This is a genomic window from Streptomyces inusitatus, from assembly GCF_014651115.1.
GTDB lineage: Bacteria > Actinomycetota > Actinomycetes > Streptomycetales > Streptomycetaceae > Streptomyces > Streptomyces amakusaensis.
Window position 1 is genome coordinate 36,044 of sequence record NZ_BMWG01000032.1, and the last position, 20,871, is coordinate 56,914.

The 20,871-nt window shown below is 73.4% G+C and carries 22 protein-coding genes; 14 read left to right on the forward strand and 8 right to left on the reverse strand.

Features of this window, described 5'->3' with window-relative positions:
• Window positions 1–5: 5 nt before the first annotated feature.
• Together IE247_RS31570 and IE247_RS31575 are read right to left on the reverse strand one after the other, a co-directional pair.
• On the reverse strand, window positions 6–533 hold the full coding sequence (locus IE247_RS31570) for a GNAT family N-acetyltransferase (protein WP_190126781.1): 528 nt from the start codon (window positions 531–533) through the stop codon (window positions 6–8).
• An 89-nt stretch (window positions 534–622) separates the two neighbouring features.
• Window positions 623–1,426 (reverse strand): hypothetical protein, encoded by an 804-nt coding sequence (locus tag IE247_RS31575; protein ID WP_190126782.1) that lies wholly within the window; start codon window positions 1,424–1,426, stop codon window positions 623–625.
• 166 nt (window positions 1,427–1,592) lie between these two features.
• Between IE247_RS31575 and IE247_RS31580 the strand changes: the two genes are divergently transcribed.
• The 6 genes from IE247_RS31580 to IE247_RS31605 all read left to right on the forward strand — a co-directional run bounded on the left by IE247_RS31580 (window position 1,593) and on the right by IE247_RS31605 (window position 8,055).
• Window positions 1,593–1,889, forward strand: coding sequence for a hypothetical protein (locus IE247_RS31580; RefSeq protein WP_229869482.1), 297 nt, complete (start codon window positions 1,593–1,595; stop codon window positions 1,887–1,889).
• A complete protein-coding gene (locus tag IE247_RS31585) occupies window positions 1,886–2,263 on the forward strand; it encodes a helix-turn-helix domain-containing protein (protein WP_190126783.1) in 378 nt (125 codons plus the stop codon). The genes IE247_RS31580 and IE247_RS31585 overlap by 4 nt, the downstream gene beginning before the upstream one ends.
• A gap of 266 nt (window positions 2,264–2,529) precedes the next feature.
• Window positions 2,530–3,501, forward strand: a complete 972-nt coding sequence (uraD, locus tag IE247_RS31590) for a 2-oxo-4-hydroxy-4-carboxy-5-ureidoimidazoline decarboxylase (RefSeq protein ID WP_308433274.1) — start codon at window positions 2,530–2,532, stop codon at window positions 3,499–3,501.
• Between the two features lie 10 nt (window positions 3,502–3,511).
• On the forward strand, window positions 3,512–4,432 hold the full coding sequence (pucL, locus tag IE247_RS31595) for a factor-independent urate hydroxylase (RefSeq protein ID WP_190126784.1): 921 nt from the start codon (window positions 3,512–3,514) through the stop codon (window positions 4,430–4,432).
• Between the two features lie 25 nt (window positions 4,433–4,457).
• On the forward strand, window positions 4,458–5,822 hold the full coding sequence (locus tag IE247_RS31600) for an 8-oxoguanine deaminase (protein WP_190126785.1): 1,365 nt from the start codon (window positions 4,458–4,460) through the stop codon (window positions 5,820–5,822).
• 94 nt (window positions 5,823–5,916) lie between these two features.
• Window positions 5,917–8,055, forward strand: a complete 2,139-nt coding sequence (locus tag IE247_RS31605; protein WP_190126786.1) for a hypothetical protein — start codon at window positions 5,917–5,919, stop codon at window positions 8,053–8,055.
• 21 nt (window positions 8,056–8,076) lie between these two features.
• Here the strand turns inward: IE247_RS31605 and IE247_RS31610 are convergent, their stop codons facing one another.
• Entirely contained in the window at window positions 8,077–8,565 is a 489-nt protein-coding gene (locus IE247_RS31610; protein WP_190126787.1) for a beta-class carbonic anhydrase, read from the reverse strand.
• A 201-nt stretch (window positions 8,566–8,766) separates the two neighbouring features.
• Between IE247_RS31610 and IE247_RS31615 the strand changes: the two genes are divergently transcribed.
• The gene (locus IE247_RS31615) at window positions 8,767–10,317 is read left to right on the forward strand and encodes a YfcC family protein (RefSeq protein ID WP_190126788.1); all 1,551 of its coding nucleotides are present in this window, start codon (window positions 8,767–8,769) and stop codon (window positions 10,315–10,317) included.
• Between the two features lie 125 nt (window positions 10,318–10,442).
• A complete protein-coding gene (locus IE247_RS31620; RefSeq protein WP_190126789.1) occupies window positions 10,443–11,390 on the forward strand; it encodes a fibronectin type III domain-containing protein in 948 nt (315 codons plus the stop codon).
• A 72-nt stretch (window positions 11,391–11,462) separates the two neighbouring features.
• Here the strand turns inward: IE247_RS31620 and IE247_RS31625 are convergent, their stop codons facing one another.
• Together IE247_RS31625 and IE247_RS31630 are read right to left on the reverse strand one after the other, a co-directional pair.
• Window positions 11,463–12,641 carry an FAD binding domain-containing protein gene (locus IE247_RS31625; RefSeq protein ID WP_190126790.1) on the reverse strand — a complete coding sequence of 393 codons (1,179 nt, stop codon included), beginning with the start codon at window positions 12,639–12,641 and terminating at the stop codon, window positions 11,463–11,465.
• A gap of 62 nt (window positions 12,642–12,703) precedes the next feature.
• The gene (locus IE247_RS31630; protein ID WP_190126791.1) at window positions 12,704–13,369 is read right to left on the reverse strand and encodes a nucleotidyltransferase family protein; all 666 of its coding nucleotides are present in this window, start codon (window positions 13,367–13,369) and stop codon (window positions 12,704–12,706) included.
• A gap of 198 nt (window positions 13,370–13,567) precedes the next feature.
• Here IE247_RS31630 and IE247_RS31635 point away from each other — a divergent pair, with 198 nt between their 5' ends.
• Together IE247_RS31635 and IE247_RS31640 are read left to right on the forward strand one after the other, a co-directional pair.
• Window positions 13,568–13,903: a DUF5955 family protein gene (locus IE247_RS31635; protein WP_190126792.1), complete on the forward strand. Its 336-nt coding sequence runs from the start codon at window positions 13,568–13,570 to the stop codon at window positions 13,901–13,903.
• 100 nt (window positions 13,904–14,003) lie between these two features.
• The gene (locus tag IE247_RS31640) at window positions 14,004–14,696 is read left to right on the forward strand and encodes an alpha/beta hydrolase (RefSeq protein WP_190126793.1); all 693 of its coding nucleotides are present in this window, start codon (window positions 14,004–14,006) and stop codon (window positions 14,694–14,696) included.
• Between the two features lie 52 nt (window positions 14,697–14,748).
• Here IE247_RS31640 and IE247_RS31645 read toward each other — a convergent pair whose 3' ends face one another.
• Window positions 14,749–15,558 carry an IclR family transcriptional regulator gene (locus IE247_RS31645; RefSeq protein ID WP_190126794.1) on the reverse strand — a complete coding sequence of 270 codons (810 nt, stop codon included), beginning with the start codon at window positions 15,556–15,558 and terminating at the stop codon, window positions 14,749–14,751.
• A 248-nt stretch (window positions 15,559–15,806) separates the two neighbouring features.
• Here IE247_RS31645 and allB point away from each other — a divergent pair, with 248 nt between their 5' ends.
• Together allB and alc are read left to right on the forward strand one after the other, a co-directional pair.
• Complete coding sequence (gene allB, locus IE247_RS31650; RefSeq protein ID WP_229869483.1) at window positions 15,807–17,156, forward strand: allantoinase AllB; 1,350 nt, start codon at window positions 15,807–15,809, stop codon at window positions 17,154–17,156.
• A 3-nt stretch (window positions 17,157–17,159) separates the two neighbouring features.
• Window positions 17,160–18,308, forward strand: coding sequence for an allantoicase (alc, locus tag IE247_RS31655; RefSeq protein WP_190126795.1), 1,149 nt, complete (start codon window positions 17,160–17,162; stop codon window positions 18,306–18,308).
• Here alc and IE247_RS31660 read toward each other — a convergent pair.
• Complete coding sequence (locus IE247_RS31660) at window positions 18,305–18,760, reverse strand: MarR family winged helix-turn-helix transcriptional regulator (protein ID WP_190126796.1); 456 nt, start codon at window positions 18,758–18,760, stop codon at window positions 18,305–18,307. The two genes, alc and IE247_RS31660, sit on opposite strands and share 4 nt — an antisense overlap.
• Window positions 18,761–18,871: 111 nt before the next feature.
• On the opposite strand from IE247_RS31660, the gene IE247_RS31665 reads away from it, so the two are divergent.
• On the forward strand, window positions 18,872–19,747 hold the full coding sequence (locus IE247_RS31665) for an MBL fold metallo-hydrolase (RefSeq protein ID WP_190126797.1): 876 nt from the start codon (window positions 18,872–18,874) through the stop codon (window positions 19,745–19,747).
• A gap of 138 nt (window positions 19,748–19,885) precedes the next feature.
• Window positions 19,886–20,494, forward strand: a complete 609-nt coding sequence (locus tag IE247_RS31670) for a dihydrofolate reductase family protein (RefSeq protein ID WP_190126798.1) — start codon at window positions 19,886–19,888, stop codon at window positions 20,492–20,494.
• A 24-nt stretch (window positions 20,495–20,518) separates the two neighbouring features.
• On the opposite strand, the gene IE247_RS31675 is transcribed toward IE247_RS31670, so the two are convergent.
• Complete coding sequence (locus tag IE247_RS31675; protein ID WP_190126799.1) at window positions 20,519–20,734, reverse strand: hypothetical protein; 216 nt, start codon at window positions 20,732–20,734, stop codon at window positions 20,519–20,521.
• Between the last annotated feature and the right edge of the window lie 137 nt (window positions 20,735–20,871).

The following is a 20,871-nucleotide window of genomic DNA, read 5'->3' on the forward strand; positions in this document are numbered from 1 at the left end:
GTCCCTCACAGCTCGCGGCGCATGCACACCCTCGGCCACCGGTCGAGACCGATCTCCCGCTCCACGCGTCTGATCCTCCGCAGCCCCTCGGTGAGTTCGCCCTCGCCGAGGGCGCGGAAGCCCAGCCGGGCGTAGTACGGGGCGTTCCACGGCACCTCGGTGAAGGTCGTCAGCGTCAGGGCGGTGAGCCCGCCGGCCCGGGCGCGGCCCTCCAGGTGCTCGATCAGCTCGCGGCCCAGACCCCGGCGGGCCGCCGCCGGATGGACCGAGACCTGCTCGATGTGGGCCGCGCCGTCGACCTCCTCATGGAGCAGATACGCCAGCGGCGGACCGTCCCCGCCGCCTTCGGCCCGCTCCACCGCCACCCAGGCGCGGCCCTCGCCCCGGAAGCCCTCCAGCACCGTGAGGGCGGGCGGCTCGTCATCGGCGATCCACCCCATCCCCAGCCCCCGGAACGCCTCTCCGGCGGCCCGCTCGATCTCCTGGAGCCGGGGCAGTTCGGCGGCCTCCGCCTCTCTCACACATATACGCATACCGGAATTGTCACTGTTCGAAGAGGTCTCGGGCGAGTGGATTCCGTGCCGCGCGGATCCGCGCGCCGTCCGGACCGGGCGGGGAGACCTCAGGCCCCCGTCTCCATCAATTCCTCCGCCGCCCCGTTCACCGGCTGCGGATTCCCCGTGAGGTCCATCACGAAGAGCGGCACACCCAGGCCGTCCGCCCGCTCCCGGGCCTGGGGCGCGTACCCCGCGAGCGAGAAGAACGCGGTCGCCGAGGACTCCGCCATCCCGTTCAGCCAGAGGCACTCCACGTCCCGCAGTGTCGCGGGCCGGGTCGAGGGGTCCACCTGCGCGATCAGCCCGGCGGCGCGCAGCTCCACGGTCGTGGCGGCGGTCCGGACCTCCGGCGGTCCCTCCGGCCGGGCCTCGGCGGGATGCGTCTCCCGCCCGGTGACGTCATGGAATCCGAGCCACCGCAGATACAGCGTCACGACGCTCACCGCGTCCCGCTCGGTCCTTATGGTGACCGGCCGGAACGGGGGGCGCGGGGAGAGGGCCGGGCGCGCCGGGGCGTACGGGGGCGCGGGCGGCGGCTCCACGGCGGCCGGCCGCACCTCCGCGCGCCCGTCCGGCCGCGCGGCGGAATCGAGGGGCGGGCCGTCCTCCGCCCGGCGCACCGGCACCCGCAGCAGCGTCCCGCAGGGGCAGCCGAGCTCCGGCTGCGGCCAGTGGTCCCGCCGTCCGCACGCCGTGCAGCGCACCACCACCCACTCCTCGTCCCAGCTGCGCCGGACCATCCGCTCGGGCGGCGCGCCCAGCAGCAGCGGCGGGGCCAGCGGGGCCCCGCAGGCGCACGGGTACACCGGTGAGGCGAACAGATGGTCGCGCAGGCAGGACGGGCACCGCACCGGCACCGAATCGGCCATCGCTCACACCCCCACCGTCTCCGTCGGCCCTCCATCGTCCACCAACGCCATCGGTACGGCGAGCGGGTTCGGCCAACCCCGGCGATCTTCCCGCAGGTCTCGTCCCGGCGGCGGTGATTCCTCCGTACCGTGATCCCCGGGGGCCGCGTCGCGTTAGGTTGTGCGCGTGCGATTGAGACTGGAGTTCACGACCGAGCCCTTCGACCTGGAGGAGCCGCCGGAGCACGCGGTCGCCGCGCGCGAGGCGATCCGGATGGCGGGGCTGGACGACGTGGACGTCGGGCCGTTCGGCAACACCGCCGAAGGCGGCCCCGACACCGTACTCGCCGCCGTCGACACGGTGTTGCGCCGTGCTCTCGACGCCGGGGCGACCCGGGTCACGCTCCAGGTCAATGTGGTCGCTCCGGCTCTTCGGGCCGATCCGTCCGCCGCGCCGGGGGAGTCCGGGGGGTCCGGGGCATGACCGGCGAAGCGGATCATCCGCTGGTACGGGCCGTCCGGCCGCTGATCGACGCGCTGGGCGCGGAGATCGTGCCCCCGGGGCGGGCGGGGCCCGAGGACGTGGTGCTCGACTGGGAGGGCGAGAGCGTTCTCGCGGTACGGCTGCCGCAGCTCTCCGAGTCGCTCGACCGGCTGCTGGCCGCGCTGGAGCGCCGTCACGGCATGCCGCTGTCCGAACTCGACCGCAGGGCCAAGCAGTCGATCGTACGGAATCTGGAGGCGCGCGGCGCGTTCTCCGTACGCCATGGCGTGGAGCGGGTCGCCGGGGCGCTCGGCGTCAGCCGCTTCACCGTCTACAACTATCTGAACAGGGCGAACGCGGCGGACGACGGCTGATCCGCCGGGGCGGGCCCCGGTGCGCCGGGGCGGCCCCGGGGGCGCGGTCCGGACAGATGGCCTCCGGACCCTGTTCGGCGGTGCCCGCCATTCCCTATTCTTCAACAGAGTGTTGAGGCCGTCGGCCGATGGCGTCGACTGTGCCCGCCCGATCGCACCCGATCGCATTCTGGCTGATTCCTATAGGGTTTTGACCGCATTTCGCTCGCGGCCTCTCTTCACGGCCCGCTCCCCGGCGGGGCGGCGAGCGAGTCCCGGAGGCTCCCGTGACGCCGAGTCCACCGCCACCACCGCCACCGTCGGCCCCGCCGATCCTGTCGCCCCCGCCGGGCCGGGCCCTCGGCCCCTCAGCGGCGGCGCTCGCCCGGTTCAACGCACGACCGGAGGCCGAGGCCGCCGCCGTGCTCCACGAGGTGTGCGCCTGCCGCGCCTGGAGCCGGGGCCTGCTCGCCCGGCGGCCCTTCCCCGGCCCCGACGCCCTCCTCGCCGCGAGCGACGCCGCCGTCGCGGAGCTGACGGCGCGGGAGCTGGCGGAGGCGCTGGCGGGACATCCGCCCATCGGCCGCCCGGAGCCCGGCGATCCGGTCTCCGCCCGGGAGCAGCGCGCCATGGCCGGGGCCACCGCCGCCCTCCGGGCCGAGATGCACACGCTCAACCAGGCCTACCAGGAGCGATTCGGCCATGTCTTTCTGATCTGCGCCACCGGACTGACGGCCGAGCGGCTGCGCGACGCGATCCGGCTGCGCGTCAAGAACCCGCCCGAGCGCGAACGGGAGATCGTCCGCACCGAACTCGGCAGGATCAACCGGCTCCGGCTGACCCGGCTCCTGGACAACCCCCGGCCGCACACGTACGCCGACGACGCCGCCGAGAGAGAGCGTATGAGCACGGAAACCACCGCCTCCGTCTCCACCCATGTCCTCGACACCGGCGTCGGCCGCCCCGCCGCCGGCGTCCCCGTACGGCTCTCCGCCCGCGCCGGACCGGGCGACGACGCCCCCTGGACGGTCCTCGGCGACTTCGCCACCGACACGGACGGACGCTGCGCGGATCTGCCGCCGCTGCCGGAGGGAACGGCCCACGCCCGCCTCGAATTCCGGACCGGCCCCCACCGGGAGGGCGGCGGCGGTGCCTTCTTCCCCGAGGTGGCGGTCGTCTTCGCCGTCGTGCCGGGCGAGCACTTCCATGTGCCGCTGCTGCTCGGCCCGTTCGGCTACTCCGTCTACCGAGGGAGCTGAGTCAAGAGCCGTGTCCACGATTCTCGGTCAGAACAGTTACGGAAAATCGGAGAACCGCGTCGTCAGAATCGTCCGCGAAGGCCCCACCCACCACATCAAGGACCTCACGGTGTCCATCGCCCTCTCCGGCGACATGGACGAGGTCCACTACTCCGGTTCCAACGCCGGAGTCCTGCCGACCGACACCGCCAAGAACACCGTGTACGCCTTCGCCAAGGAGCACGGAATCGACTCCGCCGAACAGTTCGGCATGCGGCTCGCCCGCCATTTCGTGACCTCGCAGCCGGGGCTGCGCCGGGCCCGTGTCCAGGTCGAGGAGCACGCCTGGGAGCGCGTCGAGACCACCGGCCCGACCTGCCACTCCTTCGTCCGCAGCGGCCGGGAGACCAGGGTAGGCAGGATCGGCTACGACGGCGAGCGCTGGGAGATCGTCTCCGGCCTCCAGGACCTCACCGTGCTCAACTCGACCGACTCCGAATTCCGGGGATACGTCAAAGACGCGTACACCACCCTCGAAGAGACGTCCGACCGGATTCTCGCCACCGAGATCTCGGCCCGCTGGCGCTACCGCTGGAGCCGCGACGGCGAGCCCGCGCCCGACTGGGACCGCGCGTACGAACGGGCGCGTACGAACATCCTCCGGGCCTTCGCCGGAACCTACTCCCGATCGCTCCAGCAGACCCTCTACGCCATGGGCTCACACGTCATCGAGCGGAGCGGCGGGGAGGGCGGGGAGGGCGGAGAGGTGGACGAGATCCGTCTCTCCCTGCCGAACAAACACCACTTCCTGGTGGATCTGACGCCCTTCGGACTCACCAACGACCACGAGGTCTATCTCGCCGCCGACCGCCCCTACGGCCTGATCGAGGCCACCGTCCTCCGCGCCGGAGCCCCGGCCCGCATCCCGGCGGACCTGCTCCGCGACCGCTGACCCCACGGCAGAATCGAGGCCCCGCATGCCGGTCCTGCGCACCGTCATCGAGAACTGCGCCGTCGCGACCGTGGACGAGCGCGACACCGAGTACGCCCGGGGCCATCTCGTCCTCGCCGGCCCGCTGATCGAGTCCGTCGGCGACGGACCCGCGCCCCGGGGCCTGAAGGGGGTCGTCCGCCGGATCGACGCCACCGGCCATCTCGCCACCCCGGGCCTGATCAACACCCACCACCACTTCTACCAGTGGCTCACCCGGGGGCTCGCCGCCGAACACGGCCTCTTCGACTGGCTGGTCGCGCTCTACCCCCTCTGGTCCAGGATCGACGAACCGATGGTCCGCGCGGCCGCCCGGGGCTCCCTGGCCGTCCTGGCCCTCGGCGGCGTCACCACCGCCGCCGACCACCACTACATCCACCCGCGCGGCTCCGGGGACCTCTCCGGCGCGATCGTCGGCGCGGCGCGCGAGACGGGCGTACGGCTCACCCTCGCCCGGGGCTCCATGGACCTCGGCGCGTCACAGGGCGGACTGCCGCCCGACTTCGCCGTGGAGAGCCTCGACGGCGCGCTCGCCGCCACCGAGGAGACCATCGACACCCACCACGACGCCTCGCCCGACGCCATGGTCCAGATCGCCGTCGCGCCCTGCTCGCCGTTCTCCGTCTCCGCCGAACTCCTCCGCCAGGGGGCCGAACTGGCGCGCCGCAAGGGCGTACGGCTCCACACGCACGGCTCGGAGACCGTCGAGGAGGAGCGGTACTGCCGACAGCGGTTCGGCATGGGACCCACCGACTATCTGGCGTCCACGGGCTGGCTCGGACCGGACGTCTGGATGGCCCACTGCGTGCACATGACGGACGAGGACATCGCCGCCTTCGCCCGGACCGGCACCGGAGTCGCCCACTGCCCCTCCTCCAACGCCCGGCTCGCGGCCGGCATCGCCCGCGTCCCCGATCTGCTCGCGGCCGGAGTGCCCGTCGGCCTCGGCGTCGACGGGAGCGCCTCCAACGAATCCGGCGAACTCCACACCGAACTCCGCAACGCCCTGCTCATCAGCCGCCTCGGCGCCCACCGCGAACACGCGCTCAACGCCCGCCGGGCACTGCGCCTCGCCACCCACGGCGGCGCCCGCGTCCTCGGCCGCGCGGACCGCATCGGCTCACTGGAGCCGGGGAAACTCGCCGATCTCGTGCTCTGGAGACTGGACACACTCGCCCACGCCTCCATCGCCGACCCGGTGGCCGCCCTGGTCCTGGGCGCACCGGCCCCGGTGACGCTCTCCCTCGTCGGCGGCGAGACCGTGGTCGAGGACGGGCGGCTCACCGGGGTGGACGAGGAAGCCGTGGCCCGGTCCACCCGTGAACAGGCCCGCCGGCTGGGGTCTCTCTGACCTCCTCCGGCCCCCTTCCCCGGCCCCCTTCTCCGGCCTCCTCCGGCCCTCTTCCGAGGGGGCGTTGTCAGACCTCCGTGGGATGCTCTGAGGCATGGATCTTGAGCGGCTTTTCGTTGATCTCGACGGTGTGCGCTGGGCCGACGCCGACCACGCCTACGGCGAGGCGGACGACCTGCCCGGCATGCTGCGCGCGCTCACGGGCGACGAGGAGCAGGCCTCGGAGGCGCTGGACGAGCTGTGGAGCAGCATCCTCCACCAGGGCACGGTGTACGCGGCGACGGCCGAGGCCGTGCCGTTCCTCGCCCGGCTGGCGGCCGCCGGGGTCCGCACCGGGGATCTGCTGGTCCTGCTCGGCGGCATAGCGGAGAGCCGGGACGAGTACGGCCTGCCCCGGCCCGGGGCCTGCCGCTCGGCGGTCGCCGACCAACTGCCGCTGATCCTGCCGCTCTTCGACTCCCCGGACCCCGAGGTGCGCCGGGCCGCCGTCCGGGCCGCCGGGTGCACCGGCGCGGCCCCGGCGCTCCCGGCGCTGCGTGCCCGGCGGGCGGCCGAGGAGGAGCCGGCGGTCCTGGCCGAGCTGCTCGCCGCCCTCGTCCTGCTCGACCCGGTGGAGGGCGCGGCGGCGGCGACCGCCGCGCTCTCCCCGGAGCTCCCCGCCGAGGTGCGGATCGTCGCCGTGCTCGGCTGCCTCGATCTGGGCCTGCCCTGGAGCGCCGTCCACCGCGAGACGACCGTCTCCCTGCTGCCCGCCGGACCGCTGGTCGCCGCCCGCTTCGACGAGGAGCGCGACGAGCCCCTGCACTACGCGGTGGACGCGCTGCTGCTGCGCGACACCGACGAGGACCGCACGGCCGCCTATGAGCTGATCGAGGCCGCGCTGCGGCTGCCGGGCGCGGAGGCGAGGGGAGAGGCGCTGTGGGCGGCCGAGCACGCGTGCATGATCTCCCGGGGCGCGCCGCTCCGGCTGGCCCCGGCGCTGCTGGCCCTGCTGGCCGACCCGTCGTTCACGGATCCCGTGCCGATGCTGCCGGTCCTCGGCAGGCTCGGCGGACACGCGGCCCCGGCCGCCCCGGCGCTGGCCGCCCTCGCGGAGCTGGACGGCGAGTCCGCCGACCGCGCGCTCGAAGTGCTCGTGCGGATCGCTCCCGACCAGGCGGGCCCGCTGCTCGCCCGCGATCTGGACGGCCGGCCGCGCACCATGCGCGCGGTGACCGGCTTCCCCGGCATCCGGCCCGCGCTCCCGATCCCCTACACCCCGGAGCTGCTCAACGCGATCCGGATCCGGCTCACCGGGATCGCGGGCGCGGACGACACCACGACGGGCGATGCCCGGGAGCTGGCCTCGCTGCTGCTGAGCTGGGGCCGGCAGGCCTCGGCCGCCCTGCCCGAGCTGACCGCCGTGTTCGAGCGGCTGCCCGCCCCGCTCGCCCCCGCACTCGCCGCCATCTGCCCGGCGGAGGGCCGCGAGCGGACGGCCGGGCTGCTGAGAAGGGCCGCCGCCGCGGGGGAGTCGGGGCCGGAGGGCCGCTGTGCGGCGGCCCAGGCGCTGCGGACGCTCACCGGCGAGACCGCCCCGCTGGTGAGCGCCCTGAAGGACGCGCTGACGGAGGAGTCCGCGCCGGAGCTGTCCCGGGCGGCGGGGGAGCTGGGGCCCGAGGGCGATGTCCTGATACCCCGGCTGTGGGCTGCCCTGACGCCCCCGGGCACCCGGCGGACCGTTCCCGACATGGACGCCGACATCGAGACGGCCCTCGCGCTCTGGCGGCTGACGGGGGACGCGGCCGAGCCGGTGCGGGTGCTCGGCGGAGTCCTCGCGGAGGCCGCCGACCGGGAGTGGACCCGGCGGACCCTGTCCGCCGCCGCCCGGGCCGCCACCCTGATCGGCCCGGCCGCCGCCGCCCTGGCCCCCGCCCTGGAGGCGCTCCTCGACGACCACGAGCAGGTCCCCGCCGCGCTGCTCGCCCTCTGCGCGCTGGGCCACGAGACGGACCGCGCCCGCGCGGCGGATCTGCTGCTGACCTCGGTGGAGCGGGAGACGGACTGGACCACCGCCCTCGAAGCCCTGGCGGCGCTGGGCCCCGAAGCGCTGACCGAAAAGGTGACCGCCCGGCTGACCGCCATCGCCGAACGGGACCTGCGGGTCGTCGTCTCCGGGGTGGGCGCCGAGCCCGCCGCGGCGGACGAGAGCCTGCGCCGCCGGGTCCGTGAGCTGCTGGCCACCGCCGGCTGAGCGGCCCGGCCCCGGCCGCCCTCACTTCACCTCGGTCAGCCGTCCGCTGTCCACGTCGAAGACGAATCCGCGCAGTGAACCGGTGTGCGGGATGAAGGGGTTCACCCGAATGCGGCGCATCGACTGGAGAACGTCGTCCTCAAGATGGGAGAAGCCCTCCGGGGCCCACGGCGGGCGAATCTTCGTGTCCTCTTCGATCTCCCGTTTGAATTCATCGTCGGTGAAGGTGAGCATTCCGCAGTCCGTGTGATGGATCAGCATGATCTTCCGGGTGCCCAGCAGCCGCTGGCTGATGGTCAGCGAGCGCACGGTGTCCTCGGTGACCACGCCTCCCGCGTTGCGGATGACATGGGCGTCGCCCCGGCGCAGCCCCAGAATCGCGTAGACGTCGATACGGGCGTCCATACAGGTGACGATCGCCAGTTTCCGGGCCGGCGGCAGGGCGAGCGGCCCCGAGAAAGTCGCCGCGTACGTCTCGTTGTTCGCCAAATACTCTTCGGTCGTGGACATCTTTACCTCGCGCTCTGGAATACCCGGCCGAACGCCCAACGATCTTCCCCCGGAAAGGTGCCGATCGAAAATATGAACGCGGGTGGAGCGGGGTGGGACGGGCTTCGCCGATGTGCGGCCGGGGCGTCCGTGTGATCCATTGTTCTCAGCCGCACCACATCGACCGAACCGGCCGCGCCGGTCGCGAACGGGGGTTCAGCGATGGATCCGGGACCCGGGGCGGGCGGGCCGACGGCCGCCCCCGAGCAGGCCCCCGAGGAGCCCGCGGACGGCAGGCGCTTCGCCTTCCCCAGCGCGCTGACCGTCCTGGTCCTGGTCACCCTCGCGGTGTGGGCGCTGGCCTTCCTCATCCCGCCCGGAACCTATGACCGCGACGAGGACGGCGCTCCGATCGAGGGCACCTACCACCGGGTGGAGAGCGGCCAGAGCCTCGCCGACCGTCTGAACGATCTCTTCCTCGCCCCGGTCAACGGCCTCTACGGCATCCAGGACCTCAGGACCGGCGTCGTCGGCCCCGATCTCGCGGGCGAGCTGTACGGCAGCGCGGGCGTCTTCCTCTTCGTCCTCGCCATCGGGGCCTTCATCACCGTCGTCTTCGCCACCGGCGCGCTCGACCTGGGCATCGCCCGGCTCGCCCACCGGCTCCGCGACCGCGGAGCGCTGCTGATCGCCGGGGTGATGCTGGTCTTCGCCCTCCTCGGCACGGTCGAGGGCTTCGCCGAGGAGACCCTCGGCTTCTACGGGCTGATCGTGCCGCTGATGCTCGCCCTCGGCTACGACCGGATGACGGCGACCGGCACGATCATCCTGGGCGCGGGCGTCGGCGTACTGTGCTCCACCGTCAACCCGTTCGCGACCGGGGTCGCCTCCTCCGCGGCGGGCATCTCCCTCGGCGACGGCATCGTCCTGCGCGCCGTGATGTGGGTGGTGCTGACGGCGGTGACGATCGGCTATGTCGTCCGCTACGCGCGGCGCGTGCGGCGGGACCCGGGCCGCTCGCTCTCCGGCTTCCTCCCCGGCGACCGCGAGCACGCCGCGGCCGGGGCCGCCGACCCGCCGGAGCTGACCGCCCTGCACCGCACGGTCCTCGTTCTCGTGGTCCTGGTCTTCGCCTTCATGATCTTCTCGGTGGTCCCCTGGGCGAGCGCCCTGACCGGCGACGCGACCGCCACCCCGTACGGATTCGAACTCGGCTGGTCCTTCCCCCAGCTGGCGGCGCTGTTCCTGGTCGCGGCCGTCCTGGTCGGCATCGTCGCCCGCTTCGGCGAACAGCGGCTCAGCGCCGTCGTCGTCCAGGGCGCGGCGGACTTCATCTCCCCGGCGCTGGTGATCGTGCTGGCCCGGGGGGTCACCGTCATCATGAACAACTCGCAGATCACCGACACCGTGCTCCACTCGATCGAAGGCGTGGTGCGGGGCACCTCCTCCGGGCTCTTCGCCGTCATCGTCTTCGTCGTCAATCTGCCGCTGGCCTTTCTGATCCCCTCCTCGTCGGGCCACGCCACCCTGGCCATGCCGATCCTGGCCCCGCTCGCCGACTTCGCCGGGGTCTCCCGCGCGGTGGTGGTGACGGCGTGGCAGGCGGCCAGCGGCTGGATGAACCTCTGGGTCCCCACCACCGCCGTCACCATCGGCGGCGTCGCGCTGGCCAAGGTGGGCTACGACAGATATCTCCGGTTCGTCTGGCCCCTGCTGGCCCTTCTCGCGGTGCTGATCTGCGGCTTCCTGGTGGCGGGCGCGAACCTCGGCTGAGCGCCCCGCCCGGCGGTCATGTGCGGACGTCCCAGGACGAATCCCCGGCCGGGCCTTGATGTCGGGTCGCCCCCCGTGTCATATAGGTCTGGACCATTCTCAGTCCGCTTGCGGAGGTCCCACCCGTGCAACGTCCCCCCACACTCCTGGCGCTGGCCGCCCTGGCCGCGCTCACCCTCACCGCCTGCGGAGGCGACAACAAGGACACCGAGGCCCCCACGACCCCGGCCGACGTCACCGCGCAGGCAGGCAGCTCCACCTCCGTCCACGTCATGTGGAAGGCGTCCACCGACGACAAGGCCGTCACCGGCTACGAGGTGTTCCAGAAGGACGTCAAGGTCAAGACGCTCCCCGGCACCAAGACCATGGTCGACGTCGACGGCCTCAAGCCCGGCACCGCGTACAGCTTCACCGTCCGCGCCCGCGACAAGGCGGGCAATCTCTCCGAGCCCAGCCCCGCGAAGGCCGTCACCACCCCTCAGCCCACCCCCGAGGACAAGAAGGCCCCCACCACCCCCTCGGGGCTGCGCGGCAAGCTCGACGGAACGCACGCGGTCACCCTCGACTGGGGCAAGGCCACCGACAACACCGCCGTCACCTCCTACGACATCTACCAGGAGGACTCCCGCATCCACAGCGTCTCCGGCACGGAGACCAGCGCCAAGGTCACCGGGCTGCGCCCCGGCACCGTCTACACCTTCACCGTCCGGGCCCGGGACGCCGCCGACAACTCCTCCCCGGACAGCGGGGCCGTGGACCTCACCACCCCCGCGGGCGAGGGCGAGGGCCCCAGCACCGCCCCCACCGATCTGACGGCCACCGCCCGCAAGGGGAGCATCGAGCTGTCCTGGACGCCTCCGAAGGCGGACGGCGACATCGAGTCCCACGAGCTGTATCTGAACGGGAAGCCCGCCACCACCATCGTCTGGGGCACTATGCCGGAGGGGAAGGCGAAGTACACCATGACGGTCACCGAACCGGCCGGCACCCGCTACAGCATCAAGCTCCGCGCCAAGCTCCCCGACGGGAAGTGGGGCGACTTCTCCGCCCAGCGCACGGTCGTCGTCCGCTGACCCGACCGGACCCGACTCGGCCCCGGCCGCGCCCGCCCGTCCCGGCGGGCGCGGCCGGGCCGGGACGGGCCGTCATCCGTCCAGCCTCCGCCCGCCGAACAACCCCGCCGCGTCCGCCTCCTCCCACCAGGCGTCCAGACCCGCCCGGTCCAGCGAGGCCCAGGGCGGAGCCGCCTCGACCAGGGCGCGGCCGAGCCGGCGGCCGAGATCGACCATGCCGCCGCTCACGGCGGAGCGCGCGGTGTCGTACGAGGCCAGGGCCGCCGGCAGCGACCGGTGCGCCGTCAGGGCGTCTTCCAGGAGCGTGGCGTCCTGAAGGGCCTTGACGGCCCCCGCGCCGGTGTGCGGACGGGCGACGGCGGCCGCGTCGCCGACGAGGGCGAGACGGCGGGTGACGCCCGGGGCGGCCGTGAAGTCGTACATCGGCTGCACGATGAGTTCGCCGGGCGCGGTGAGGCCGACCAGGGTGGACCAGAACGGCGGCAGCCGGTCCTCGACCAACCCGGCCAGATACGGATGGAGCGAGGCCGCCGGCCCGCTCGCGCCGGTGTCGGCCCCGGGCGGCGGGGCCGTGTAGAGCACCCAGTTGACGAGATGACCGCCCTCGCCGTCCGGGATGCGGTAGATCACCGCGTGGCCGCCGTCGAAGACCGCGTACACCGTGGCGCTCGTCTCCCACCGCCCCGGATCCGGCAGCCTGCTCTCCGGATAGGCCCCGCGCCACGCCAGATACCCCGCGTGCGCGGGACGCACCCCCGGACAGACCGCCTCCCGGATCACCGAGCGAAAGCCGTCGGCCCCGACCACCAGGTCGTAGTCGGCGAAACCGGAAGCCGTGCCGAGCCGCACCCCGGCCGCCGACTCGGCCGCCGAGCCGACCGCCGTACCGGAGCGGAAGACGACCGAGGCCGGGAGCCGGGAGCGCAACTCCCGCCAGAGCGGACCCCAGTTGTAGGTACGGAAGGGGAAATGGCCCGACCCGATGAGACGGCCCAGCGGCGCGTCCCCCTCGCGGACGTACCAGCGGCGCTCGGCCATCGGCGTCCACGGCATCGCCGCGTCCAGATAGCCGCGCCGCTCCAGCTCCGCGTAGCGCGAGTGGTGGACGGCGAGTCCCAGCCCCCGCGAGGCGAGATCGCCCGAGGTGCGCTCGTACACCGTGATGTCCTCGTGGCCCGCGCGATGCGCGGCGAGGGCCGCCGCGCACCCCCCGATGCTGCCGCCCACGACGGCGACCCGCAGTCCGCTCATGCGCGCATCATGGCAGCGGCACACCCCGCCCCCGGGCGGCCGTCGGGCCGCGACGGCCCGAATCAGCCGGTCGGCCGCCCGGGGCGGGGCGGCGAACCCGGGCCCTCCAGGCGGCCGAGGTCGGCGGGCGTGTCGATGTCGCAGGGGTCGGCCACGTCGCCGCACTCCACCAGTACGAGTGACGAGGCGCGCTCCCGCAGGTAGGCGCGGGCCCCCCGGTCGTCCGCCGCTCCGGCCGCCACGGCCGCCCAGTGGTCCGCGCCCAGCAGGACCGGATGGCCGCGCTCCCCGCCGTACGAGGCCGCCGCCAGCGTCGCCCGCGAGCGGTACGCGGCACGCACCCGGGCGACGGCTTCGGCCCCGACGCCCGGCTGGTCCACCAGGCAGACCAGCGCCGCGTCCGCGCCCGCGGCGGCCAGCGAGGCGAGCCCCGCCCGGAGCGAGGAGCCCATGCCCGCCGCCCAGCCGGGGTTGTCGACAAGGACACAGCCGCTGAGATCGGCCTCGGCCCGCACCCGGCCGGCCGCCGCGCCCAGCACCACATGGACCGGGTCGCAGCCGCCCTCGCGCAGAATCCGTACGGCGTGCTCGGCCAGCGGCCGGCCCCGGTGGCCCAGCAGCGCCTTCGGCCGGCCGCCGAGCCGTCGGCCGCCGCCCGCCGCGAGCAGCAGTCCGGCGACGGCCGGACGCGGGAGGGGAGAGGTCAGACGCGGGAAGGGGGAGGTCATGGGGACAACTCTCCCCGACGGCCCGCGGGCGCGCTCCGCCGCCCGGCGTCGACGCGATGTACCTCCGTCGTCCTGAATTCGGTCCCCGGAGTGGCGCGTACCGCACACAATGGCGTTAACTTGCCCGCAACTCTGGGTGGTTGGCCGTCGACTGACGGTCGTGGGGACCGATTCCAGGGGTGTGCGAGGGGGAGTGCTTTGTTGCGGAGCGTGGGGCAGACGCCGGTGACAGGGAGCGGGAAGGACCCGAGAGCGGCCGCGCTGGGGGCGGCCGTCTCCAGATTGCGCCGTGAACTGGCCGGAAATCCCGGGAGATTCCCCGACCGGGACATCGCGGAGGACGAGCTGGCGGCGCTCGCCGCGATGGTGACCGGCGGACGGCCCGAGATCGCCCGGATGCGGTGCTCCCTGCTGCTGATCGCCGGGGCCATCGGCTCGGTCAGCGCGCTCGGACCCGCCCTGATGCAGGTGAGGCATGCCGTGGATCTCTTCGGCGAGGCCCCGCCCGGGCCGCCCGCCGGATCCCCGGGGTAGCCGAAGGGGCGGGGCGTCAGCGGTGGCAGCTCCGGCACGGTCGTTTTAGCGTGGGGAGGAAAGCCTCGAAACGACCGTCCATTGATCAAGGGAAACGGATATGGCCGACAAGCCAGCAGTCGTTCTGGTGCATGGATTCTGGGGCGGAGCCGCCCACTGGGGCAAGGTCATCCTGGAGCTGCGGAACCGGGGATACGGTTCGCTGTACGCCGTGGAGAACCCGCTGACCTCCCTCGCCGAGGACGCCGAGCGCACCCGGAAGATGGTCAACCAGGTCGACGGTCCGGTCGTCCTGGTGGGGCACTCCTACGGCGGCGCGGTCATCACCGAGGCGGGCGATCTGCCCAATGTCGTCGGACTGGTCTATGTGGCGGCCTTCGCGCCCGACGCGGGGGAGAGCCCCGGTGGCATCAGCCAGGAGCTGCCGCCCGCGGCCTTCGAGAATCTCGCGCCGGACTCCGACGGGTATCTCTGGATCAAGCAGGACAAGTTCCACTGGAGCTTCGGCCAGGATCTGAGCGACGACGAGGCGCTGGTCATGGCGGTGACCCAGAAGGCCCCGCTCGCCTCGACCTTCGGCGACAACATCACCGCGCCCGCGTGGAAGAAGAAGCCCGTCTGGTACCAGGTCTCCACCGACGACCGGATGATCCACCCGGACAACGAGCGGAAGATGGCGGCGCGGATGTCACCGCGCAAGACCATCGAACTCGCCGCCAGCCACGCCTCGCTGGCGTCCCACCCGAGGGACATCTCCGACCTGATCGACGAGGCGGCGGCCGAGGCCGGCTGAGAAGGGGCTGAGAAGGAGCCATGGGTGAGCGGGCCGGGTCCTCCCCGCCCGCTCACCCCGCGGCTGTGCCCGCGCCCGCGCTGTTCAGCGTCCGCGACAGCTCGCGGGCGACCTCCTGGAGCACCGGCACGATCCGCACCGTGGCCGCGTCCGTCACCCGGCCCGCCGGGCCCGAGATGGAGATGGCCGCCGCCGTCGGCGAGTCGGGCACCGGGACGGCCAGACAGCGCACCCCGATCTCCTGCTCGCTGTCGTCCACCGCGTACCCGTGCCGCCGCACCAGCTCCAGAGCCTGGAGGAAGCCCTCGGGCGTGGTGATCGTCCTGTCGGTGGCGGCCGGCATACCGGTCCTGCGCAGCAGCGCCCGCACCTCGTCCGGGGCCGCGCCCGCGAGCAGTGCCTTGCCGACCCCGGTGGAGTGCGGCAGCGCCCGCCGCCCGACCTCGGTGAACATCCGCATGGAGTGCTTGGACGGCACCTGGGCCACATAGACGATCTCGTCGCCGTCGAGCAGCGCCATGTTCGCCGTCTCGCCGGTCTCCTCGACCAGCCGGGCCAGATGGGGGCGCGCCCAGGTGCCCAGCAGCCGGGACGCCGACTCGCCCAGCCGGATCAGCCGGGGGCCGAGCGCGTAGCGGCGGTTGGGCTGCTGACGGACATAGCCGCAGGACACCAGGGTGCGCATCAGACGGTGAATGGTCGGCAGCGGCAGTCCGCTGCTGGCGGACAGCTCGCTCAGCCCGACCTCGCCGCCCGCGTCGGCCATTCTCTCAAGCAGGTCGAAGGCGCGCTCCAGTGACTGCACACCACCGCTGTTGGCGGTCTTGGCGGCGTCGGAGGTGCTGGCGCTGGACGTCGGCACGGGTGGCGGTCCTTTCGGGCGGACGGACAAGTGAGCAGCCTACCGGGGCGCGGTCGCCGCCAACCCGCCCCCGAACCGGCGTTCATGCCGGTCAGATGGTGTTTGTCCGTTGCGGTCGAGCACCCTGGACACCCCTTTCGCACGGCCCCCGGCTCTCCCGCGGCCGGACTCTTGACGGGCGGGACACCCGGGTGAAGACTCCTTCCACAGTTCGTTGAATTTCGCCCGTGGGCGCGGAAGGAGAACGGGTGGCCGAAGCCGACGCGCGTCCGGGACGGCCCCTGCTGCTGCGCTCCACCCGGGTGATCACTCCGGAGGGGGCCCGCGCGGCCTCGGTGGCGGTGGCGGACGGCCGTGTCACGGCGGTCCTCCCGTACGGCGCCGAGCCCGGGCCCGGCGCACGGGTCGAGGACGTCGGCGACGACGCCGTGCTCCCCGGCCTGGTCGACACCCATGTCCATGTGAACGACCCGGGCCGCACCGACTGGGAGGGCTTCTGGAGCGCCACCCGCGCCGCGGCGGCGGGCGGGGTGACCACCCTCGTCGACATGCCGCTCAACGCGGTCCCGCCGACGACCACCGTCCGCGCGCTGCGGGTCAAACAGGCGATGGCGCGCTCCCGGGCGCATGTCGACACCGGCTTCTGGGCCGGTGCCGTACCGGACAACGCGGCGGCGCTGGGAGAGCTGCACCGGGCCGGGGTCCTCGGCTTCAAGTGCTTTCTGTCGCCGTCCGGGGCGGAGGAGTTCCCGGCGCTGGACCGGGCGGGGCTGGCCCGGACGATGGCGGAGACCGCCGCCTTCGACGGCCTGCTGATCGTCCACGCGGAGGACCCGGCGCGGCTCGTGCCCCAGCGGCCGGGCCCCCGTTACGCCGACTTCCTCGCCTCCCGTCCCCCGGCGGCGGAGCACGGCGCGATCGAGCTGCTGATCGCGCTGGCCCGGCGGCTGGACGCCCGGGTGCACATCCTCCATCTCTCCTCGTGCGGCGCGGTGCCCCTGATCGCGGCGGCCAGGGCGGACGGCGTACGGATCACCGCCGAGACCTGTCCGCACTTCCTCGCCCTGACCGCCGAGGAAGTCCCCGACGGGGCGACCGAGTTCAAGTGCTGCCCGCCCATCCGCGAGGCGGCGAACCGGGACGGGCTGTGGGCCGGGCTGGCCGACGGCACGATCGACTGCGTCGTCTCCGACCACTCGCCGTGCACCGCGGACCTCAAGACCGCCGACTTCGCCACCGCCTGGGGCGGTGTCTCCTCGCTCCAGCTGGGGCTGCCGGTCCTGTGGACCGAGGCCCGGCGGCGCGGGCACACCCTGGCGGACGTGGCCCGCTGGATGTCGTACGGCCCGGCCCGGATCGCCGGTCTCGGCGGCAAGGGCGCGATAGCCCCCGGACACGACGCCGACTTCGCGGTCCTCGCCCCCGAGGAGACCTTCACCGTCGACCCCGCCCGTCTCCACCACCGCAACCCGGTCACGCCCTACGCGGGGAGAACACTGCACGGGGTCGTCCGCTCCACCTGGCTGCGCGGCGAACGGATCGCGGCCCGCGGCGTCCTGGCCGCACCGGCCGGGCGACTCCTGGAAAGGACCGGCTGACCCATGCCCCGAACCCCCGCCGAGCACCCGGCCCCCGCCGGGGACACCTCCTTCACCGGGGCCGCGGAGCCGTACGCCGGGGGCGATCCCTACGCCGACTACCGCGCCGCCGCCCACACCGCCCCCGCGCACTGGGTCGACCTCGCCGACCGGCGTCTGGGCTCCGGAGTCGTCGCCGCCAACGACGAGTTCTTCGCCGACCGCGAGAATCTGCTGCTGCCCGGCCGCGCGGAGTTCCACCCCGGGAGCTTCGGCCACAAGGGCAAGGTCATGGACGGCTGGGAGACCCGCCGCCGCCGGGGCGGCTCGGCCGGCCGGCCGCACCCCCTCGCCGACGACCACGACTGGGCGCTGATCCGCCTCGGCGCGCCCGGCGTCGTACGCGCCGTCGTCGTCGACACCGCCCACTTCCGGGGCAACCACCCGGCCGCGATCTCCGTCGAGGCCGCCTCGGCCGACGGCACGCCCTCCCCGGACGAGCTGCTGGGCCCGGCGGTGAAGTGGACGGAACTGGTCCCCCGTACCCCCGTCGGCGGACACGCCGAGAATCGCTTCACCGTCCGTGCCGAGCGGCGCTTCACCCATCTCCGGCTCAACCAGCACCCCGACGGGGGCGTCGCCAGGCTGCGGGCGTACGGGGAGGTCGTGCCCGATCCGCGCTGGCTCGGCACCCTCGGCACCTTCGACCTGGTCGCGCTGGAGAACGGCGGCCGGGTGGAGGAGGCCTCCGACCTCTTCTACTCGCCCGCGGTGAACACCATCAGGCCCGGACGCGCGCGACGGATGGACGACGGCTGGGAGACCCGCCGCCGCCGCGACCGGGGCAACGACTGGATCCGCTACCGGCTGGCGGAGCGGGCCCTGATCCGGGCGGTCGAGATCGACACCGCCCACCTCAAGGGCAACAGCGCCGGATGGGCCTCCCTCTCCCTCCGCGACGGCCCCCACGCGCCCTGGACGGACCTCCTCCCCCGCACCCGGCTCGAACCCGACACCGCGCACCGACTGCTCCCGCCCGAGCCCGCGATCGGCGCCGAGCTGCGACTCGACGTCTACCCGGACGGCGGCATCGCCCGACTGCGGGTCTTCGGCGAACTGACCCCGGACGGCGCGGCCCGGCTCGCCGAACGCCACCGGGAGCTGAGCGCCTAGGTCGTGGCTTTCGCCGGCGCCGGCCAGGAACGCGTGATCGCCTGTTCGAGGAGACTCCGCAGGGCGCGCCGCTGTTCGGGGTCGAGACCGGCCAGTGGTGAGCCCTGCGCGAGGAGTTCGAGGAGCCGTTCGCGGGAGGCGCTGCCCGCGGGGGTGAGGACGAGGTGTCTGGCGCGGCGGTCGGTGGGGTGGGAACGGCGCTCGACCAGGCCCTGTTTCTCCAGTTTGTCGATGACGAAGGTGGCGTTGGAGGGCTCGCAGCTCATGCGCTCGGCGAGCTCTCGCATCGTCATCGGCCCGGCCATCTCCCGCAGCGCGGTCGCCTGGGCCGCGGTGAGGCCCAGCACGGCGGCGCGTTCGCGCACATGGTCGGCGATCTGCTGGGCCAGCCCGTTCACCAGGCAGCACAGCTCCCGTTCGGCGATGGCGTGCGGCTCCGGGGGCGTCGTCATGGATCCCACCCTAACAAGTTCATCAAGCAAGAATATTCCGAGCTTGTACAGTTCAAACTTGATGCTTATCGTCGTCATCGACAACCCGCCGGAGCAATGGGGGAGATGGGTATGACGTACTCCGCGAGCGACCGGGACGAGCGGCTGCGGCGGCCGGCCGGCATCCGTTCGGTACGGCTGGGCGACACGAAGGTGTCCTATGTGCCGGACGGGGCGCTGCGGCTGCGGCCGCGCGATCTGATCCCCGACGCGCCGGGCGAGGTGTGGGCCGCCCATCCCGGGTATCTGGACGAGTCCGGCGCCCTGGTGGCGGGCGTCGGCGGTCTGCTGGTGGAGCACGGCGACCGTGCGCTGCTGATCGACGCGGGGTTCGGGCCGCGGTCGTGGCCGGCCGCGCCGGACGGCCCGCTCGGCGGGATCCACGGGGGCGCGCTGCTGGACAGCCTGGCCCTGCTCGGCAGCGGGCCCGAGCGGATCGAGGCGGTGGCCCTCACCCATCTCCACCCCGATCACACCGGTTGGGCCTGGCGTCGCGCACCCGGCGCCGACCGGCCCGCGTTCGCCCATGTGAACTGCCTGGTGTCCGAACCGGAATGGGCCCGGCGCGACCTCCTCGAAGTGCGGGAGGCCGAGGGCCTGGCACCCCTGATCCGTACCGTGGCCGACGGGCAGGAGATCTTCCCCGGTGTACGGATGCGGATCACCGCCGGTCATTCGCCCGGACACGCCGAGTACGTCATCACCTCGGGCGGGCAGCGGCTCATCGCCTTCGGCGACTCCCTGCACTCCTCGATCCAGATCGCCCACCCCGAGTGGTCCACCGTCTTCGACCACGACCCCGTCCGTGCCGCCGAGCACCGCCGCCGGCTCGTCGAGGAGCTGGCGGAGTCCGACACGATCGGCTTCGGCATCCACTTCGCCGATGTGGTGTTCGGCCGTGTCCGGCGGGACGGCTCCGCCTTCACCTGGCGCCCCCTGGACGTCTGACGGCGGGAAGGCCCACCCCCGCCGGGGCGCGCGGGTGGAAACGGGACCGGGACGGCCGTGGCGCCGACGGCCGGGCGGGGCACCGGGGGAGGATCGGTCCGGCGTCGGTACTCCCCGTACGGAAGCAGGTGCTCCCCCATGTCCCGGCTCACTCTCACCACCTTCCTCACCCTCGACGGCGTGATGCAGGCACCCGGCGGCCCCGACGAGGACCGGGAGGGAGGCTTCGCCCGGGGCGGCTGGTCGGTGCCCTACGGGGACGAGGACTTCGGACGGTTCATGGTCGAGGTCTTCGACCGGGCCGGGGCGTTTCTGCTGGGCCGCCGCACCTACGAGATCTTCGCCGGGTACTGGCCGAAGGTGACCGACCCCGCCGACCCGATCGCCTCCCGTCTCAACTCCCTCCCCAAGTACGTGGCGTCCACCACCCTCACCCACGCCGACTGGAACGGCACCACCGTCATCGGCGGCGATCTGGCGCGCGAGGTCACCGCGCTCAAGGAGGCCACGGACGGCGAACTCCAGATCCACGGCAGCGGCCGGCTCGCCCAGTCGCTCTTCGCGCACGACCTGGTCGACGTCGTACGGCTGCTGGTCTTCCCCGTGGCCCTCGGCGAGGGCCTGCGCCTCTTCCCCGAGGGCGGGACGCCCACCGCCTTCCGGCACCTCCACGCCCGCACCACCGGCACGGGCGTCGCCATCCACGTCTACGAGCGCGCGGGCCGCCCCGAGTACGGCAGCTACTGACCGCCCGGCCCGTGAAGCCGGGCCCTACCGCCCCCGGCGGTCCGCGATCATCAGGACCGCGAAACCCACCACCGCGATCACGATGTTCGCGAAGACCGCCCGGCCCGCCAGGAGATCCACGTTCTCGATGAGGAAACGGGTGTACCCCATGAAGGGGAACCACCCCGTCAGCTCCTGGATCACTCCGCTCACGCCGCCGAACAGCAACACCACACCGAGGACTTCGTACAACTTCTTCATGCGCCGATCCTGGAACCCGCCGCGCCCGCCGCGCGTCGGTCCTCCGGATGGGCCGCCGGGCCGAAAGTCTCCTGTTCCGCGACTTTGGTAGCCGTTCACCGCCACGGGGAGCCCGGGGGCGCCGATGCTGCGTACGT

What these genes read in the sequence shown, in the direction of transcription:
- IE247_RS31640 (WP_190126793.1), top strand. Translation starts at nt 14,004, where the DNA reads ATGGCCGACAAGCCAGCAGTCGTTCTGGTGCATGGATTCTGGGGCGGA.
- IE247_RS31615 (WP_190126788.1), top strand. Translation starts at nt 8,767, where the DNA reads ATGGATCCGGGACCCGGGGCGGGCGGGCCGACGGCCGCCCCCGAGCAG.
- IE247_RS31665 (WP_190126797.1), top strand. Translation starts at nt 18,872, where the DNA reads ATGACGTACTCCGCGAGCGACCGGGACGAGCGGCTGCGGCGGCCGGCC.
- IE247_RS31670 (WP_190126798.1), top strand. Translation starts at nt 19,886, where the DNA reads ATGTCCCGGCTCACTCTCACCACCTTCCTCACCCTCGACGGCGTGATG.
- IE247_RS31600 (WP_190126785.1), top strand. Translation starts at nt 4,458, where the DNA reads ATGCCGGTCCTGCGCACCGTCATCGAGAACTGCGCCGTCGCGACCGTG.
- IE247_RS31570 (WP_190126781.1), bottom strand. Translation starts at nt 533, where the DNA reads ATGCGTATATGTGTGAGAGAGGCGGAGGCCGCCGAACTGCCCCGGCTC.
- IE247_RS31575 (WP_190126782.1), bottom strand. Translation starts at nt 1,426, where the DNA reads ATGGCCGATTCGGTGCCGGTGCGGTGCCCGTCCTGCCTGCGCGACCAT.
- IE247_RS31675 (WP_190126799.1), bottom strand. Translation starts at nt 20,734, where the DNA reads ATGAAGAAGTTGTACGAAGTCCTCGGTGTGGTGTTGCTGTTCGGCGGC.
- IE247_RS31610 (WP_190126787.1), bottom strand. Translation starts at nt 8,565, where the DNA reads ATGTCCACGACCGAAGAGTATTTGGCGAACAACGAGACGTACGCGGCG.
- IE247_RS31585 (WP_190126783.1), top strand. Translation starts at nt 1,886, where the DNA reads ATGACCGGCGAAGCGGATCATCCGCTGGTACGGGCCGTCCGGCCGCTG.
- IE247_RS31605 (WP_190126786.1), top strand. Translation starts at nt 5,917, where the DNA reads ATGGATCTTGAGCGGCTTTTCGTTGATCTCGACGGTGTGCGCTGGGCC.
- alc (WP_190126795.1), top strand. Translation starts at nt 17,160, where the DNA reads ATGCCCCGAACCCCCGCCGAGCACCCGGCCCCCGCCGGGGACACCTCC.
- IE247_RS31660 (WP_190126796.1), bottom strand. Translation starts at nt 18,760, where the DNA reads ATGACGACGCCCCCGGAGCCGCACGCCATCGCCGAACGGGAGCTGTGC.
- IE247_RS31625 (WP_190126790.1), bottom strand. Translation starts at nt 12,641, where the DNA reads ATGAGCGGACTGCGGGTCGCCGTCGTGGGCGGCAGCATCGGGGGGTGC.
- IE247_RS31630 (WP_190126791.1), bottom strand. Translation starts at nt 13,369, where the DNA reads ATGACCTCCCCCTTCCCGCGTCTGACCTCTCCCCTCCCGCGTCCGGCC.